We start from the raw sequence: 16,595 nt of genomic DNA, 5'->3' as shown, positions 1-16,595 counted from the left end.
CGGCCCGTCTCACCGCACGCGATGCTCGGTCGTCAGCGGCTGGTCGAAGAAGTCGTCGAGCGACAGGCCCGTTGCCGCCTTCACGAACGCCCGGGCGGCGATCGAACCGGGAGTCGCCGCGTGGATCGCCACCGAGACCCCGGCCCTGACGTCCGGGTCGACCAGGCGCACGGCTCTGGTCCTGCCGATGACCGGCATCGCTCGCAACCACGAGTGCGGCACGATGCTCGCCCACTCGCCGCCGCCGACGTGCGCGTAGAGGGAGGCGATCGAGTCCGTCTCCACCTGCGGGGTCACGACGACCCCCTTCTCCGCGAACACGCTGTCGATGAGCTCCCGGATCCGGTGGTCGGGCGTCAGCAGCGCGAGCGGCAGCTGGGCCGCCTCCGTCCAGGTCATGGTGCTGGTCTGTGGCATCAGCTGGTCGCCCGAGACCAGCAGCACATATCGCTCCTCGTACAGCGGCATCACCTGTAGGTTCTCCCGGTCGCCGGGGGCGAAGTGGGCGATCGCGGCATCCAGTTCGAACTCACGCAGCTGACGGAGGAGTTCCTTCGTGGACAGCCGGGAGCGGACCTGCACCTTGGCCAGGGGGTGCTCCGAGCAGAACGCGGCCACGGGAAGCGCCAGGGTCGTCGAGGCCGTGGGTTCCGTTCCCAGCCGCAGCGTCCCCGTGATGCCCGACTGCATGGCGGCCACCTCGGCCTTGAACGCGTCCTGCTCGGCGAGGATCCTCTTGGCCCACACGACGAGCCGTTCGCCCTCCGGGGTGAGGCCCTGGTAGTTGTGCCCGCGGTTGATCAGCGTGACGTTCAGCTCCCGCTCCAGCTTGGCGATCGCCGCCGAGAGCGCGGGCTGGGACACGTAGCAGGATTCCGCCGCCCTGGCGAAGTGCCGCTCCCGCGCCACCGCCACGAAGTACTCCAGCTGCCGGAACAGCATGAACGACTCCTCTCTCCCCGGGGCCGCGCCGGCAGTGCAGACGGTCGAGCCGGATGCCGTGTGATCCGCCAGAGCCTATCGAGCACGGCAAGCCGGGCACTTGCCGGCCGGGGAGGAGGTCGGAGAGTAAGGCAGTACCCCAGGGCTCCAGGGCCTGTGTCGAAGAGTTCCGGACAGGGCGGCGGCGCGTGTGCGGGTGCCCGCACGCCCGGAGACGGGTGCCCCCGCGCGAGCTCGGGTTCGAGCGTGGAAGACCCGGCAGGCGCCGCTTTCGGCACGGGCTCCGCGACCGCTGCGCATGGTGCACGTCGCGCAGCGGTCGGGTACGCGGGTCAGCGCATGAGCTTCACGGCTGCGACCACCAAGGGGTCCAGCCCGTTCGCTCCGGCGTCGACGAACTCGTACAGCCGCGTGCGCATGCGCGGGTCCCAGAACCTGCCGATGTGTCCCGCGACCGCCTCGGCGGCCTGCTCCCCCGGCAGGTGTCCGAGGTTCGCGGCGATGTCGTTCGCCATCCTGCGTTCCGGTGGCACGGTGGCTGTCATCTCAGTCCACCACCGTGACCAGATCGTCCTCGGCGCGTTCCGTGTCGTCGTGCCTGAGCGGACGCGCGAGCCCGACCTGCACGGCGGTCACCTTGTACTCCGGGCAGTTGGTCGCCCAGTCGGAGTTCTCCGTGGTCACCACGTTGGCACCGGTCACAGGGTGGTGGAAGGTGGTGTACACGACGCCGGTCGGCATACGGTCGGAGATCTCCGCGCGCAGCGTCGTCTGCCCGACGCGGCTGGCCAGGGTGACCATGTCACCGTCGGTGATGCCACGGACCTCGGCGTCGTGGGGGTGCAGTTCCAGTATGTCCTCGGGGTGCCAGGCGACGTTGCCGGTACGGCGGGTCTGCGCGCCGACGTTGTACTGGCTGAGGATCCGCCCCGTGGTCAGGACCAGCGGGAAGCGCCGGGTGCTGCGCTCGTTCGTGGGGACGTAGGAGGTGACCACGAACTTGCCCTTGCCGCGGACGAACTCGTCCACGTGCATGATGGGCGTTCCCTCCGGAGCCGACTCGTTGCACGGCCACTGGACGCTGCCGAGCTTGTCCAGCACCTCGAAGGACACACCCGTGAAGGTCGGTGTGACCGAGGCGATCTCGTCCATGATCTGGCTCGGGTGGTCGTACGACATCGGGTACCCCATGGCGGTGGCGATCTCGCTCACGATCTGCCACTCGTGCTTGCCCGTCTTCGGCTTCATCACCGCGCGCACCCGGTTGATCCGGCGTTCGGCGTTGGTGAACGTGCCGTCCTTCTCCAGGAACGACGCCCCGGGCAGGAAGACATGTGCGAACTTGGCCGTCTCGTTGAGGAACAGGTCCTGTACGACCACCAGTTCCATGGCTTCGAGCGCGGCGGTGACATGCCCCAGGTTCGGGTCGGACTGGGCGATGTCCTCGCCGTGGACGAACAGGCCGCGGAAGGTCCCGTCGATCGCCGCGTCGAACATGTTCGGGATGCGCAGTCCGGGCTCGGCGAGGAGGGTGCCGCCCCAGAGGTTCTCGAACACGGTGCGCACCGCGTCGTCGGAGACGTGCCGGTAGCCGGGCAGTTCGTGCGGGAACGAGCCCATGTCGCACGAGCCCTGCACGTTGTTCTGACCGCGCAGCGGGTTCACGCCGACGCCGTCACGGCCGATGTTGCCGCACGCCATCGCGAGGTTGGCCATCCCCATGACCATGGTCGAACCCTGGCTGTGCTCGGTGACGCCTAGCCCGTAGTAGATGGCCCCGTTCGGGGCGGTCGCGTACAGCCGTGCGGCGGCCCGCAGCTCCTCGGCCGGCACACCGGTGATCGGTTCGGCGGCCTCCGGGCTGTTCTCCGGGCGGGCGATGAACTCGGCCCACTCGTCGAACCCCTCGCACCGCTGGTCCACGAAGGACCGGTCGACCAGGCCCTCGGTGACCACCACGTGCGCCATGGCGTTGACCACGGCGACGTTGGTGCTCGGCCTGAGCTGGAGGTGGTGCTGGGCCTCGATGTGCGGCGAGCGCACCAGATCGATACGGCGCGGGTCGACGACGATGAGCTTCGCGCCCTCGCGCAGCCGGCGCTTCATCCGGGAGGCGAACACCGGGTGCCCGTCCGTGGGGTTCGCTCCGATCACCACGATCACATCGGCCTGCGCCACCGAGCGGAAGTCCTGGGTGCCGGCCGACTCGCCGAAGGTCTGCTTGAGCCCGTAGCCCGTCGGGGAGTGGCAGACCCGCGCGCAGGTGTCCACGTTGTTGTTGCCGAAGGCCGCGCGCACCATCTTCTGTACGACGTAGACCTCTTCGTTGGTGCACCTCGACGAGGTGATGCCGCCGACCGCACTCGAACCGTACCGGTCCTGGATCTCCCGCATCCGCCGGGCGACCGTGCCGATCGCCTCGTCCCACTCGACCTCGCGCCACGGATCGGTGATCCTGTCCCGCACCATGGGCTTCAGCACGCGGTCGGGGTGGGTGGCGTAGCCGAAGGCGAACCGGCCCTTCACACAGGAGTGGCCCTCGTTCGCCCCACCGTCCTTGTGGGGAACCATGCGCACCAGCTCGTCGCCGCGCAGCTCGGCCTTGAACGAGCAGCCGACACCACAGTACGCGCAGGTGGTGACCACCGACCGGGTCGGCATCCCGAGTTCGACGACCGAGCGCTCCTGCAGCGTCGACGTCGGGCAGGCCTGCACGCAGGCCCCGCAGGAGACGCACTCGGAATCCATGAAGGTCTCGCCGGCGCCCGGCGAGACCTTGGACTCAAAGCCACGCCCCTCGATGGTGAGCGCGAACGTGCCCTGCACCTCACCGCAGGCCCGCACGCAGCGGGAGCAGGCGATGCACTTGGACGGGTCGAAGTCGAAGTAGGGGTTGGACGTGTCCTTCTCGGCGTCGAGGTGGTTCTCGCCCTCGTAGCCGTAGCGGACCTGCCTGAGCCCCACCACACCGGCCATGTCCTGCAGTTCGCAGTCGCCGTTGGCCGGGCAGGTGAGGCAGTCCAGCGGATGGTCGGAGATGTAGAGCTCCATGACGCCCTGGCGGAGCTTCTCCACCTTCGGCGTCTGTGTGCTCACCTTCATCCCGTCGGCGCACGGTGTGGTGCAGGACGCCGGGGTGCCGCGCCGGCCGTCGATCTCCACCACACACAGCCGGCAGGAGCCGAACGCCTCCAGGCTGTCGGTGGCGCACAGTTTGGGTATGTCGACGCCGGCCTGCGCGGCGGCGCGCATCACCGAGGTGCCCTCCGGGACGGTCACGGGCAGGCCGTCCACCTCCACCGACACCGTCGCCGGGCCGGGCCTTTCCGGGGTTCCGAAGTCGGGTTCCTTGAGGAGTGTCATGCCGTGCCCTCCGTCCTCACACCAGTCGCTCGTACGGGTTGGATCTCCAGGAGCCGACGGCCGCCCAGGAAGTCGTCGGGGAAGTGCGTGAGGGCGCTGCGTACGGGCATCGGGGTCAGCCCGCCCATCGCGCACAGCGAACCGTCGGTCATCAGGTCGCACAGATCTTCCAGCAGGGCCAGGTTCTCGTCCCGGTGCTGACCGGCGACGATCTTGTCGATCACCTCGACGCCCCGCACCGCACCGACCCGGCACGGTGTGCACTTGCCGCAGGACTCCTCGGCGCAGAACTCCATGGCGAAGCGCGCCTGGGCGGCCATGTCGACGGTGTCGTCGAACACCACGATGCCGCCGTGTCCGATCAGCGCGCCGGCCGCCGCGAACCCTTCGTAGTCCATCGGCAGGTCGAACATCGACGTCGGCAGATAGGCGCCGAGCGGGCCGCCGACCTGCACCGTACGCACCGGGCGCCCGGAGAAGGTTCCGCCGCCGTAATCCTCGACCAGTTCGCGCAGGGTGATGCCGAAGGCGGTCTCCACGATGCCGCCGTGGGCGATGTTGCCGCCGAGCTGGAACACCTGGGTGCCGCGGGAGCGTTCTACGCCGAGCTCCTGGTACGCCTTCGCCCCCTCGGCGAGGACGACGGGGACGGTGGCCAGCGTGAGGACGTTGTTCACCACGGTGGGTTTGCCGAACAGGCCCTCGATCGCCGGGATCGGCGGCTTCGCACGGACCATGCCCCGCTTGCCCTCCAGGCTCTCCAGCATGGAGGTCTCCTCGCCGCAGATGTACGCGCCCGCTCCGACGCGTACATGCAGGTCGAAGTCGAGCGCGGAACCGAGGATGCCCTTGCCGAGCCAGCCGTGCTCGCGCGCGATCGCGATCGCCGAGCGCATCGTGGCCACCGCGTCGGGGTATTCGGAGCGGATGTATATGTAGCCCTCGCTCGCGCCGACCGCGTGTGCGGCGATGGTCATGCCCTCGATGAGCATGAACGGGTCGCCTTCCATGACCATGCGGTCGGCGAAGGTCCCGCTGTCGCCCTCGTCGGCGTTGCAGCAGACGAACTTCAGCTCGTCGGCGCAGTCGAGCACGGTCTTCCACTTGATGCCGGCCGGGAATCCGGCGCCGCCGCGGCCACGCAGCCCGGATGCGGTGACCTCCGCGACCACGTCCGCGGGGGCGAGCTCCAGGGCGGCGCGCAGCCCGGCGAGGCCGCCGTGCGCCACGTAGTCCTCCGTCGACAGGGGGTCGGTCACCCCGACTCTGGCGAAGGTGACGCGGTTCTGGCGTGCCAGCCAGGGCAGTTCGTCCACGATGCCGAGCCGCAGCGGATGGTCCGCCCCGTCGAGCAGGCCGGCGGCCAGGAGCCCGTCCACGTCCGAGGGGGCCACGGGCCCGTAGCCGACGCGGCCCTGCGAGGTCACCACCTCGACCATCGGCTCCAGCCACAGCATGCCGCGCGATCCGTTGCGTACGACTTCGATGGCGAAGTCCCCGCGATCGGCGGCACGTTGCAGGGCGCCCGCAACCTCGTCCGCGCCGACGGACCTGGCCGCCGAGTCGCGGGGGACGTAGACCGTCGCCGCGGAGTGCGAAGAGTTGTTCATGAAGAGACCGTCCCGTTGAGGATCGAGCCCAGCTGGGCGGGGCCCACTCGTCCGTACAGCCGGCCGTTCGCCTCCACCGACGGCCCGAGTGCGCAGTTGCCGAGGCAGAAGACCTGCTCGACGGTCACCGAACCGTCCGCCGTCGTCTCCCCCAGGGTCAGTCCGGCCTCGCGCGCATAGCCCACCAGGCTGTCGGCGCCCAGGGCCTGGCATGCCTCGGCGCGGCAGATGCGCACCGTGGTGCGGCCTGCGGGCTCGCGGCGGAAGTCGTGGTAGAAGGTCACCACTCCGTGGACGTCCGCCCGGGAGAGGTTGAGTTCGTCGGCGAGGACCGGAATCGCCTCTTGCGGCACATGGCCCAACTCGGCCTGAACGGCGTGCAGTACAGGCAGCAGCGCACCGCGCTGGCCCCGGTGACCGGCCACCACCCTCCGGACCACGCTCTCGACCGTCACGTCACTCCCGCTGGTCGTCATGATCGCTCCGCCTTCCGTCACACGGGTCCCCGGCGAGGATGCAGGAGACTCAGACGATACCCCATACAGGCTTCTGTATACAGAAGCCCAGCAAAGAATGTGGCCCAACCTCGGTCGCGAGGGCGCCGGAAGCCGCGCGACCACGGGACCCGCCGACCAGGACTCCGGCCGTGCTCCGTCAGTGCTCCGACAGAGCTCCGACCAGGGCTGCACCACCCACAGCTCACACCATCTTGCATACCAAAACCTGTACGCTGAAGCCGTCGTCGGCAACCCTTTCGGCGGCCACCACTTGGCAAAGCCGTCGGCCCCCGCGGGCCTTCTCGTCAGAACGGGGCAACCATGCGCGAGGCACTCACGGCCGCGGCGTCCCGGCGCGTCTCCCGCCCGGCACCGCTGCGCCAGGCCGTGTACGACGCCCTGACCGAACTGATCGTCAGCGGCTCCCTCAAGCCCGGCCAGCACCTCGTCGAGGCCGAACTCGCCGAACACCTCGGTGTCAGCCGTCAACCGGTCCGCGAGGCCCTGCAGCGGATGCAGAGCGCCGGGTGGGTCGACCTGCGCCCCGCCCAGGGTGCCTTCGTCCACTCCCCCACGGAAGAAGAGGCCGCCCAGCTCCTCGGGGTCCGCTCGGTACTGGAAACCTATTCGGCCCAGCTCGCGGCCCAGCACGCGAAGCCCCAGGACATCGAACGCCTCTGGGAGTTGCAGCAGGAGGGGATCGACGCACTCGCCGAGGGCGACGTCGAACGCCTGGTCACGGCCAACAGCGCCCTGCACACCTTCATCACCGCCGTGGCCGACAATGCCGTACTGGCCGAACTGATCTCACAGGTCGGCCAGAAGGTGCGCTGGTACTACACGCCCATCGCCAAACCCCGCGGCAAGGCGGCCTGGAACGAGCACGCGCTGCTCATCAAGGCCATCGCCAAGGGCGACGCGGACCGCGCCGGCGAGGTCATGCGCAAGCACACCGAGCGCACAACCGACTTCTACCGCAAGCAGATCGCCGCCGGAACGGGCCAGGAATGACCGAGGGCGCCGCCCGGAGAGGTCAGGACGACGCGAGGGAACCGGCGGGGCGGCGAGCGGAGCTGAGGGAGACGTCGACGGCCGCGGAGCAAAAGGTCTCGGCGCCGGCGGCGGCCCGCAGTTCGAGCAGCCAGGGCAGGACGGTACGCAGCACGATGTCGAGCCCGCCGCCGTCCGCGCCGAGCATCGCGTCGGCGGGAACGAGAACCGGGTCGGCGAACACCGTGGACGTCGCGCTGCCGTGCGGCTCCACTCCGCCGGGCCGGGCCGGAACGAACAGGTCCGGGGCGTGCGCCGGCACCATCCACAGGCTCAGGCCCTCCGGCGCGCCGAGCGGCCGGGAGGACCAGACGTAACTGTCAGCCTCCCCCGCCGCGACCACCTGGTGCTTACGGGCACGCAGCGCGACCACGCCACCGGAGCGGGCGGCAGCGGTGCGCGGCGTGCCGAGTTGAGCCTCCACCCCCTGCTCGCCGGTGCCGTCCTCCGACAGAGCGAGGCTGCCGAGGTGTCGTCCCGCGGCGACCTCGCCGCGCACCCAGGGGCTTCCGTACGACTCGATGACGGCGACCGCCGTGTAGTGAGACTGGAGCACGGCCGCCGTGGCCGGGCAGACGCGCGCGGTCCGCGCCACCACCTCGACGGCTTCCGGCAGCCCCATACCGCCGCCGCCGAACTCAGTGGAGACGGTGAGTCCCAGCAGTCCGGCACGGCCGAGAGCCGTCACGGCACGGCGGGGGAATCTGCCCTCCAGGGCGGTCTCTTCGGCGGAGAGCGCGATGACGCTGTTCAGGACCTCTGAGAGAGCGGCGCGGTACGGCACAGGGTGACCCCCTCGGGGCGGTTTCTGGTCCACTGTCAGGCAGCGGGATGATTGCATACAGTATTCTTCATCCCGTTCCAGACGCCAGAGGTGGGGCCGATCAATTTCCGCAACTTCGCAACACAACCGCACCCAGGACTGGCTATTGCATACTAAACTCAGTATCCCGGGACTCCAGTGGTTTGGCGTCAGCAGTCGAACAAGGGAGAGGGCCATGCCTGAGACACCCACCGCGACAGTCCGCGGCCCCATCAGACGGCCCGCCCCGCTACGCCAGGCCGTCTACGAGGCCCTCACCGAAATGATCATCAACGGCTCCCTCAAGCCCGGCCAGCACCTCGTCGAGGCCGAACTCGCCGAAAGCCTCGGCGTCAGCCGCCAGCCGATACGCGAGGCCCTGCAGCGGCTGCAGACCGCCGGCTGGGTCGACCTGCGCCCCGCCCAGGGAGCCTTCGTCCACTCCCCCACCAAGGAGGAATGCGCCCAGCTCCTCAGCGTCCGGGCCCTCCTCGAAACCCACTCCGCACACGGCGCCGCCCAGCACGCCACTCCCCACGACGTCGCCCGGCTGTGGGAACTGCAGCAGACCGGCCTCACCGCCCTCGCGGCCGGCGACGCCCGGGCCATCGTGGAGGCCAACGCCGCTCTCCACGCCCACATCACCCATCTCTCCCGCAACGCGGTCCTCGCCGAACTCATACCTCAGGTCGACCGACGCGTGCGCTGGTACTACATGCCCATCGCCAAACCCCGCGGCAAGGACGCCTGGAGCGAGCACGCCCGGATCATCGAGGCCATCGCCGACCGCGATGCCGACCGCGCCGAGGAGCTCATGCGCCGGCACACGCGGAACACCACGGACTTCTACTGCAAGCAGATCGCCGCTGTCGCCGACCACAGCGCCTGACGGCAGGGCGGGGCAACGGGGCAGAGGCGAGGCGGGGGGCCGGACAGAGTACTCAGGACCGCGGGTCGATCTCCCGCAGCAGCCCCGTCGACACGTCGAAGACGAAGCCCCGGACGTCATCGGTGTGCGGCAGGAACGGCGAGGTGCGCACCCGTTGCATCGACTGCCGTACGTCCTGGTCGACGTCCCGGAACGCCTCCACCGCCCAGGCCGGCCGCTGCCCGACCTCCATCTCCAGGTCGTGCCGGAACTCCTCGGTCAGGCTCTGCAGACCGCAGCCGGTGTGGTGGATGAGTATGACGCTGCGGGTGCCCAGCGCACGCTGACTGATCGTCAGGGAGCGGATCGTGTCGTCGGTGACCACACCGCCCGCGTTGCGGACGGTGTGGCAGTCGCCGAGCTCCAGGCCGAGCGCGGCGTGCAGGTCGATGCGAGCATCCATGCAGGCCACGACGGCCACGCGCAGGACCGGCCGGGCATCCATACCGGGGTCGACGAATCCGGCGGCGTAGGCACGGTTGGACTCCACGAGCCGGTCGATGACCGTCTCGGTGCCGGATGCGCTGCGGGTGGGCCGGGCGAAACGGGGTGCTGATGTCGACACGCTGGGCTACCTCACTCACGTCGGGTTCGAATAGTGCAGGGCGAGGGCCGTCCCGGGCGCGGCGGTGGACGCCTGGGGCCTGTCCCGCGGATCAGGTCGCGATCCGCCGGACAAGCCCTGGGCCGGGACGGAGGGGAAGTGCAGGCGCGGCATCAGCCGTCGTCGATCAGATCACTCCGTTCGCCTTGAGGAGCGGCAGCTCCTCGTGGTCGAGGCCGAGTTCGGCGATGTAGATCTCTTCGTTGTGCTCGCCGAGCAGCGGCGAACTGGTCACGTCCACGGGGGAGTCGGAGAGCTTCAGCGGGTTGCCCACGGTCAGGTACTCGCCTCGCTCGGGGTGCGGGACCTTGACGACCATCTCGTTGTCGGCCAGTGACGGGTCCTCGATGATCTCCTTGGTGGACAGGACAGGGCCGCAGGGGATGTTGTGGGCGTTGAGCTTCTCCAGCACCTGCCACTTGGGGAGGGTGCTGGTCCATTCCTCGATGAGCTGGAACATCTTGTTCAGCTTCGGCAGCCGGGCCTCGGGGGTCGACCACTCGGGGTCGTCGGCCAGTTCGGGCCGGCCGATGAGCTCGGTGACCGGCTTCCAGCCGACGGGCTGCACGATGACGTACACGTAGTCGTTCGGGCCGCCCGGCGCGCACTTGACCGCCCAGCCGGGCTGGCCGCCACCGGAGGCGTTTCCCGAGCGGGGTACTTCCGTGCCGAAGTCCTCGTTGGGATATTCAGCGAGCGGGCCATGGGCCAGGCGCTGCTGATCGCGCAGCTTCACCCGGCAGAGGTTGAGCACGGCGTGCTGCATGGCCACATTGACCCGCTGACCCCGCCCGGTGTTCTCCCGCTGGAACAGCGCCGCGAGAATCCCCGCCACGGCGTGGATGCCCGTGCCCGAGTCCCCGATCTGGGCCCCTGTCGCCAGCGGCGGCCCGTCCTCGAACCCGGTGGTCGACATCGACCCGCCCATGGCCTGCGCGACGACCTCGTACGCCTTGAAGTTGGTGTACGGGCCTTCACCGAACCCCTTGATGGAGGCATAGACGATCCGCGGATTGATCTCCTGGATGCGGTCCCAGGTGAACCCCATGCGGTCGACCGCGCCCGGTCCGAAGTTCTCGACCATGACGTCGGAACGCCGGATCAGCTCGGTGAGGAGTTCCTTGCCGCGCTCGGTCTTGGTGTTGAGGGTGATGCTCCGCTTGTTGGAGTTGAGCATCGTGAAGTAGAGGGAGTCGACGTCCGGGAGGTCACGCAGCTGCTTGCGCGTGATGTCACCGGTCGGCGCTTCCAGCTTCACGACGTCCGCGCCGAGCCACGCGAGCAGCTGGGTCGCGGACGGCCCGGACTGGACATGCGTCATGTCCAGGACACGGATGCCCTCAAGAGCTTTCGTCATGATCGCCACCTCACTTGTACGTCGTCGTGTGTACGTCGCCATCCATCGAGCCCCCGTCGGGCAGCGCCCCGATTCGGGCGCCGCCCGACCGCACCTCACGGCATGAGGTGGTGTTCCGGGAAGTTCCCGGGCAGCCGCTCCCCCGCCGGCCCCTGCGTCACCGCACGTATCAGCAGTTCCCCGCCCACGAACGCACCGCGCCAGGACGCGCCGAACCCGCCGAACAGCTCGTCACGGTCGCCCCGGGAGCGGGGCTTGCCGTGGCCGACCTTGAACGCGCGGATCTGCGGGGCTAGTCGGTCAAAGGTCGCCTGGTCGTCCGTGGACAGTGTGGCGACCAGGGCGCCGTTCGACGCGTTCATGGCGGCGAGCAACTCGGCCTCGGTGTCGACCAGGACGATGGTGTCGACCGGGCCGAAGGGCTCGGCATGGTGCAGTGGCGAGGACGGCGGCGGGTTGAGGAGCGTGACCGGCTGGACATACGCCGCCATGTCCTGGCCGGACAGGAAGCGGGCTTCGCTCAGCTCGCCGCGGTGCAGCGGGACGGCCCCTCGGTCGATGGCCTCGGCGACCTGGTCGCGCAGCTCCTTGGCCTTCGCCGCGTTGATCAGCGGCCCGAAGTCGAGTGTCGGGTACGGGTCGTCGGGGTGCTCGACCGCGAGCGGGTGGCCGACCCGAAGGGAGCGGACCGCCGGCAGGTACGCGGCCAGGAACTCGTCGAACAGCGAGCGCTGGACGACGAAGCGCGGGTAGGCCGTGCAGCGCTGCTTGCCGTAGTCGAAGAGCTTGGGGATGACTGCCGTCAGGGCGTCCCAGTCGGTGTGGTTCCAGATGCCCCAGGTATTGAGCCCTTCTTGTTCGAGTACATGCCGCTTACCCAGGTCGGCGACGGCTGTGGCCACCGCCGCGCCGGTGTCGCGGCCCCCGACGAAGGAGACGCAGCCGATCTCGGGTGCCCGCACCAGCGCCTCGGACAGCTCGCCTCCGCTGCCGCTGACGAGGGTGACGGGGACCCCCTCACGCGCGGCGAGCGCGCAGGCCAGGGTGAGGCAGGCGACACCGCCGTCGGTCGGGGTCTTGGCGATGACCGCGTTGCCGGCCAGCGCCTGCACCAGCATCGCGTGGACGAGCACGCTCATCGGGTAGTTCCAGCTCGCGATGTTGGACACGGGTCCGTCGAGCGGAGCCCTGCCTTCCACCATGGGCTCGACGCCGTCGACGTACCAGCGCACGCCGTCGATCGCCCGGTCCACGTCGGCCTGCGCGAGCCGCCAGGGCTTGCCGATCTCCCAGACCAGAAGGAGGGCGAGCAGTTCGCGGTGCTCGGTGAGCGCGTCCAGGGTCGCCGCCACACGCGCACGGCGTTCCTCCAGGGGCAGATGGCGCCAGGCGCGGTGCTGGTCGAGCGAGGCCCGCACCGCCTGCTGAGCCGTGGCACCGTCCAGGCGGGGCGGGCCCGCGATCGGGCTGCCGTCGACCGGGCTGGTCGCGGGCAGGGCCCGGCCGTCCGCCTGCCAGGCAGCGCCCCAGAGGTTCAGGACACGGTCTTCGCGGAACGCCTCAGGAGCAGCGGTGAGGCATCGCTGCCATGCGTCGTTCCAGGACGTGCCGGACTTCAGCACGAGTGGGGTGGGGTTGAGGGTGGTTGCCATTCGGTGTCTCCGCTCTCGGTGCACAGTCGGGGGCGGGAGGCCTGGCATCTGCTGAACCGCAGAATGCGTGCCGGCGCGACCAAGGGCCGCGTACACAGGGAGGAGCGAGGTGAGGCTGGACTGTTTGCAGCAGTCACGCCGCGTCAACCCTGCGACGTCACGTTCCGGTCCCGGCTGATGAGTTGGTAGGCGAGCGTGCCGGATGTGGAGACCTGTGCTCGCACAGGCCCAGGATTCGGCTCCCCGTCTTAAAAGTGCTGCACGCCCCCTGGACATCCACCCATCGGATGCGGGATAACCATCTTCATACAGTATTCGTCGACTGTATGCAATGTGTCAGGGCCCACGCACAGCACCGCCAGAACGTTCAGAGCAACGGACAAGTGAGGTGAGCCCGGTGACATCCGAGTTCGTGGGCACCCCGCTGAAACTGTCCGACTCCCCTGCCGAGATCGAGCGGTCCCCGCTGCTCGGCGACCGGCGAGACCTGCTATCAGCCGGTGAACTCGGCTTCCACAGCGAGGAGTTGCCGCTCCTCAAAGGCAAGAGAGTGATCTGACTCAACGACAGAGGAGCGGGCGAGGAGCCGACGACCGGCGAGACCTGCCACTACCCGGCGAACGAGGGGTCGTGGCTTGCCCGTACAGGACCGAGAAGCCAGTGGCCGGGCTCGGCGCGCAGTACCGCCGGACCCGTGCCGCAGGGCTGTTGGGCGGTGCTTCATGAGATGAGTGGGTGAGGAGTCGGCCGACGGTGCGCGTCGGCCGGCCCCGGGACCCGCGTGCGCACGAAAGGCATGGGACAGGGGGCGCTGGCCAGATCTTTCGACGCAAGGAGTTGCAACACAACATGACAACGACCGACCTCCCCACATCAGTTCCCTACCGTGAGGTGACCGACGCGAACGGACGCGTCTTCCGCGTCGGTGAGACCGACATCGACATCATGGGGCGCAAACGCAAGTGGATGGTCATCCTGCCGTGGGTCGGCATGATGGGCATCAGCTCGGCCGAGTACGCGTTCGCGTCGGCCGAGGACACGCTGCATACGGCGCACAGCTGGAGCAGCGCGCACATCTTCTGGATGCTGGGCGTCTGGGTCTTCTTCCAGGCGGCGGTGGCCTTCCCCGCGGGCAAGCTGCGCGAGAGCGGCAAACTTCCGGCCCGCTGGGCGATGATGTTCGGCGCGCTCGGCACGCTACTGGGTTACCTCTCGCTGGCGTACGCGCCGCATGTGGTCGTCGCGTACATCGGCTTCGGCATGTTCAGCGGCATGGGCGCGGGCATGGTCTACGCGACCTGCGTGAACATGGTCGCCAAGTGGTATCCGGAGCGCAAGGGCGGCAAGACGGGCTTCGTGAACGGCGGTTTCGCCTACGGCTCCGTACCCTTCGTCTTCCTCTTCACCGGTTACATGGACCTCACCAACTTCCGCTGGGTGCTGGTCTCCGTGGGCCTCTTCCTGGCCGCGGTCGTCGCGGTGGCGGGCCACTTCTTCCAGGACCCGCCGAAGAACTGGTGGCCGGCCGACGTCGACCCGCTGAAGAAGCCCGACGACGCACGTGCCCGGCGCGCGCTGGAGAAGAACCCGCCGGCCGTGCACCAGTACACCCCCAAGGAGGCGTGGCAGACCGGCCGCGTGGCCCTCATGTGGTTCTGCCTGCTCTGTACCTCGGGTGTGAACATCTTCGGCATAGCCTTCCAGGTGCCCTTCGGGGACGAGGCGGGCTTCGCGGGCGGCATCGTGGCGACCGCGATGTCCCTGAAGGCGATCGTGAACGGCACGGGCCGCGGCGTGATCGGCTGGCTCTCCGACCGCTACGGCCGCAAGCAGTGCCTGATCTTCGTCTGCATCGTCCTCGGACTGTCGCAGTACGGCATCCTGTTCTCCGGGAACATCGGCAACCTGCCTCTCTTCCTGCTCTTCTCGTCGATCTCCGGCTTCGGCGGCGGCGCCATCTTCCCCATGTTCGCCGCCATGACCGCCGACTACTTCGGTGAGAACAACAACGCCTCCAACTACGGCCTGGTGTACTCGTCGAAGCTGGTCTCCGGCCTGCTCGGCTCCGGCATGGGCGCCGTCGTGGTCGGTGCCTGGGACTACTCCGGCGCGTTCATCCTGGCCGGCTCGATCTCCCTCTTCGCCGGCTTCGTCGCCCTGTTCCTGCACCCGCCCGGACGTCCCAAGGCACAGCGCATCGCGACCGACCAGCACAAGCCAGGCGAGGAGATGGCGTGACATGACGGCTGCCCCCGTCGTGCAGAACAGCTCGACAGCACCCCGACGCCGCGAACCGTCCCCACCGTGAAGTGACCGACTCCCGCGGCCGCGTCCACCGCGTCGGCGAGACCGACCGGGACATCTTCGGTCACCCCCGCAAGCTCATGGTGTATCTGCCGTGTACGTCGGCGGGGTCATGTGCATCGCCGGGTTCCTCGCCCTGTCGCATCTGAGCAACGTATGGCTCGCAATCCTCGGATTCGGCGTCGTCGGCGGCGTCGGGGCCGGCCTCGTCTACACGACCTGCATCAACATGGTCGGCAAGTGGTTCCCCGAGCGGCGCGGCGCCAAGACCGGCTTCGTCAACGGCGGGTTCGCCTACGGATCGCTGCCGTTCATCGCACGGCTGCTGCGGCAGCCGGGGCGGCCCCGAGGCGCCACGTCGGTACCGCAGCAGCAAGCGGCCTGAGCAAGGGAGCCCGGACATCGGGCGGCCTTTCCCCACGACGGGCGTCGTGGGGAAAGGCCGCCCGATCCGTGGCGCACGTGGTGAAGGCCAGGAGGACAGTACAACCCGTGGTTTCCCACGCGCCCGCGGCGTTCTGGCGACCTGTCACCGAGTGCTGGAACGTGTTCTCGTGAGCGAGCCCGGCCGCCCTCCTACTTCTCGCGCTCGTGGTACATCTTCCGCGTGTGTTCCGTGTGGGCACGCATGATCGCCGTGGCGCGCCGCTCGTCGCGGGCCGCGATCGCCGCGATCAGCTCACGGTGTTCGGTCCAGGACTGCTGTCCGCGCTGCCGGGCGACCGGCGTGTAGTACCAGCGGACACGCCGGTCGACGCGCGCGGCCAACTCGGCGAGGACCTCGTTGCCCGCGAGTTCCATGATCTTCGCGTGGAGCCGGGCATTCATCGCGACCGCGCCGTCCACGTCGTCGGCGGCGACCGCGCGCTCGCCCTCCGTGCACAACTCCTCCAGCGCGATGACGGCCTCGGCCCTCGCATGGGCGGCGGCGAGCCGGGCGGCCTCGGCCTCCAGGAGGGTACGCACCGTGAGGAGCTGGTCCGCCTCCGCCTCGGTCGGTTCGTGCACGAACGCGCCCTGGGCGGGCCGCAGATCGACCCAGTTCTCGGTACTGAGGCGCTGCAGCGCCTCACGCACAGGCTGCCGGGACACCCCGAGATGCCCGGCGAGTTCGCTCTCGACAAGGTGCTGGCCCGGCTGGAGGGCGCGGGTGGTGATGAGTTCGAGCAGAGCCTCGTAGACACGGTCGCGCAGCGGACCGGGCCGTTCGAGCTTGGGCACCGCACCCTGCGGCAGTCCTGTCGTCGGCAACATCGCGGTCCCTCCTGGGCAGCGTCGCTGCAAGATGAAGGCCAATTATGATGTGTCTTTTGCCTACAGTCCACGGCGCACAAAACACCAGGAGACGCGGGAGCCGGACTCGTCACGCCGGGGCGTACGGGCAGCTCACGGACAGCGGAGGACCCGTCCCGCGCACGACCGCCCGTCCGCGTTTCTCTCACGCAAGGCGTTCGAGTGCTGTCCTAACTCTTGCTGGCCGCATCTC

15 protein-coding genes and 1 pseudogene are annotated in these 16,595 nt (G+C 69.1%); 6 read left to right on the top strand and 10 right to left on the bottom strand.

What is annotated here, in order from left to right; genetic code table 11:
- Positions 1-9 precede the first annotated feature (9 nt).
- From E0500_RS17455 to E0500_RS17435, 5 genes are all read right to left on the bottom strand, one after another.
- Positions 10-942, bottom strand: coding sequence for a LysR family transcriptional regulator (locus tag E0500_RS17455; protein ID WP_131559909.1), 933 nt, complete (start codon positions 940-942; stop codon positions 10-12).
- 332 nt (positions 943-1,274) lie between these two features.
- Positions 1,275-1,487, bottom strand: coding sequence for a formate dehydrogenase subunit delta (locus E0500_RS17450; protein ID WP_258572829.1), 213 nt, complete (start codon positions 1,485-1,487; stop codon positions 1,275-1,277).
- Position 1,488: 1 nt separating this feature from the next.
- Entirely contained in the window at positions 1,489-4,305 is a 2,817-nt protein-coding gene (gene fdhF / locus E0500_RS17445) for a formate dehydrogenase subunit alpha (protein WP_131559907.1), read from the bottom strand.
- Positions 4,302-5,915 carry an NADH-quinone oxidoreductase subunit NuoF gene (locus tag E0500_RS17440; RefSeq protein WP_131559905.1) on the bottom strand — a complete coding sequence of 538 codons (1,614 nt, stop codon included), beginning with the start codon at positions 5,913-5,915 and terminating at the stop codon, positions 4,302-4,304. Before E0500_RS17440 ends, fdhF begins: the two co-directional genes overlap by 4 nt.
- Entirely contained in the window at positions 5,912-6,391 is a 480-nt protein-coding gene (locus tag E0500_RS17435; protein ID WP_131559903.1) for an NAD(P)H-dependent oxidoreductase subunit E, read from the bottom strand. The genes E0500_RS17440 and E0500_RS17435 overlap by 4 nt, the downstream gene beginning before the upstream one ends.
- Positions 6,392-6,733: 342 nt before the next feature.
- On the opposite strand from E0500_RS17435, the gene E0500_RS17430 reads away from it, so the two are divergent.
- Positions 6,734-7,423, top strand: a complete 690-nt coding sequence (locus tag E0500_RS17430; protein WP_131559901.1) for a GntR family transcriptional regulator — start codon at positions 6,734-6,736, stop codon at positions 7,421-7,423.
- Positions 7,424-7,445: 22 nt separating this feature from the next.
- Here the strand turns inward: E0500_RS17430 and E0500_RS17425 are convergent, their stop codons facing one another.
- A complete protein-coding gene (locus E0500_RS17425) occupies positions 7,446-8,246 on the bottom strand; it encodes an acyl-CoA dehydrogenase family protein (protein ID WP_131559899.1) in 801 nt (266 codons plus the stop codon).
- Positions 8,247-8,460: 214 nt separating this feature from the next.
- Here E0500_RS17425 and E0500_RS17420 point away from each other — a divergent pair, with 214 nt between their 5' ends.
- Complete coding sequence (locus tag E0500_RS17420; protein ID WP_131559897.1) at positions 8,461-9,153, top strand: GntR family transcriptional regulator; 693 nt, start codon at positions 8,461-8,463, stop codon at positions 9,151-9,153.
- A gap of 52 nt (positions 9,154-9,205) precedes the next feature.
- Here E0500_RS17420 and E0500_RS17415 read toward each other — a convergent pair whose 3' ends face one another.
- From E0500_RS17415 to E0500_RS17405, 3 genes are all read right to left on the bottom strand, one after another.
- Positions 9,206-9,757 carry a carbonic anhydrase gene (locus E0500_RS17415; protein ID WP_131559895.1) on the bottom strand — a complete coding sequence of 184 codons (552 nt, stop codon included), beginning with the start codon at positions 9,755-9,757 and terminating at the stop codon, positions 9,206-9,208.
- Positions 9,758-9,923: 166 nt separating this feature from the next.
- On the bottom strand, positions 9,924-11,153 hold the full coding sequence (gene frc, locus E0500_RS17410; protein ID WP_181587036.1) for a formyl-CoA transferase: 1,230 nt from the start codon (positions 11,151-11,153) through the stop codon (positions 9,924-9,926).
- Between the two features lie 95 nt (positions 11,154-11,248).
- Entirely contained in the window at positions 11,249-12,805 is a 1,557-nt protein-coding gene (locus tag E0500_RS17405; protein WP_131571426.1) for an aldehyde dehydrogenase family protein, read from the bottom strand.
- Between the two features lie 397 nt (positions 12,806-13,202).
- Between E0500_RS17405 and E0500_RS17400 the strand changes: the two genes are divergently transcribed.
- The 4 genes and pseudogenes from E0500_RS17400 to E0500_RS17390 form a co-directional block, all read left to right on the top strand.
- The gene (locus E0500_RS17400) at positions 13,203-13,364 is read left to right on the top strand and encodes a hypothetical protein (protein ID WP_165935235.1); all 162 of its coding nucleotides are present in this window, start codon (positions 13,203-13,205) and stop codon (positions 13,362-13,364) included.
- 71 nt (positions 13,365-13,435) lie between these two features.
- Complete coding sequence (locus E0500_RS45425) at positions 13,436-13,531, top strand: hypothetical protein (protein ID WP_220140533.1); 96 nt, start codon at positions 13,436-13,438, stop codon at positions 13,529-13,531.
- 123 nt (positions 13,532-13,654) lie between these two features.
- Complete coding sequence (locus E0500_RS17395; protein ID WP_131571428.1) at positions 13,655-15,043, top strand: OFA family MFS transporter; 1,389 nt, start codon at positions 13,655-13,657, stop codon at positions 15,041-15,043.
- 1 nt (position 15,044) lies between these two features.
- Positions 15,045-15,425 (top strand): annotated as a pseudogene (locus tag E0500_RS17390) (MFS transporter); the annotation flags it as partial.
- A 260-nt stretch (positions 15,426-15,685) separates the two neighbouring features.
- Here the strand turns inward: E0500_RS17390 and E0500_RS17385 are convergent.
- Positions 15,686-16,360 (bottom strand): GntR family transcriptional regulator, encoded by a 675-nt coding sequence (locus E0500_RS17385; RefSeq protein WP_131571435.1) that lies wholly within the window; start codon positions 16,358-16,360, stop codon positions 15,686-15,688.
- Positions 16,361-16,595 lie beyond the last annotated feature (235 nt).

Origin of the sequence: Streptomyces sp. KM273126, assembly GCF_004337435.2 — a bacterium.
Lineage (GTDB): Bacteria > Actinomycetota > Actinomycetes > Streptomycetales > Streptomycetaceae > Streptomyces > Streptomyces acidicola.
This window is presented reverse-complemented; position numbering and strand designations above follow the sequence as displayed.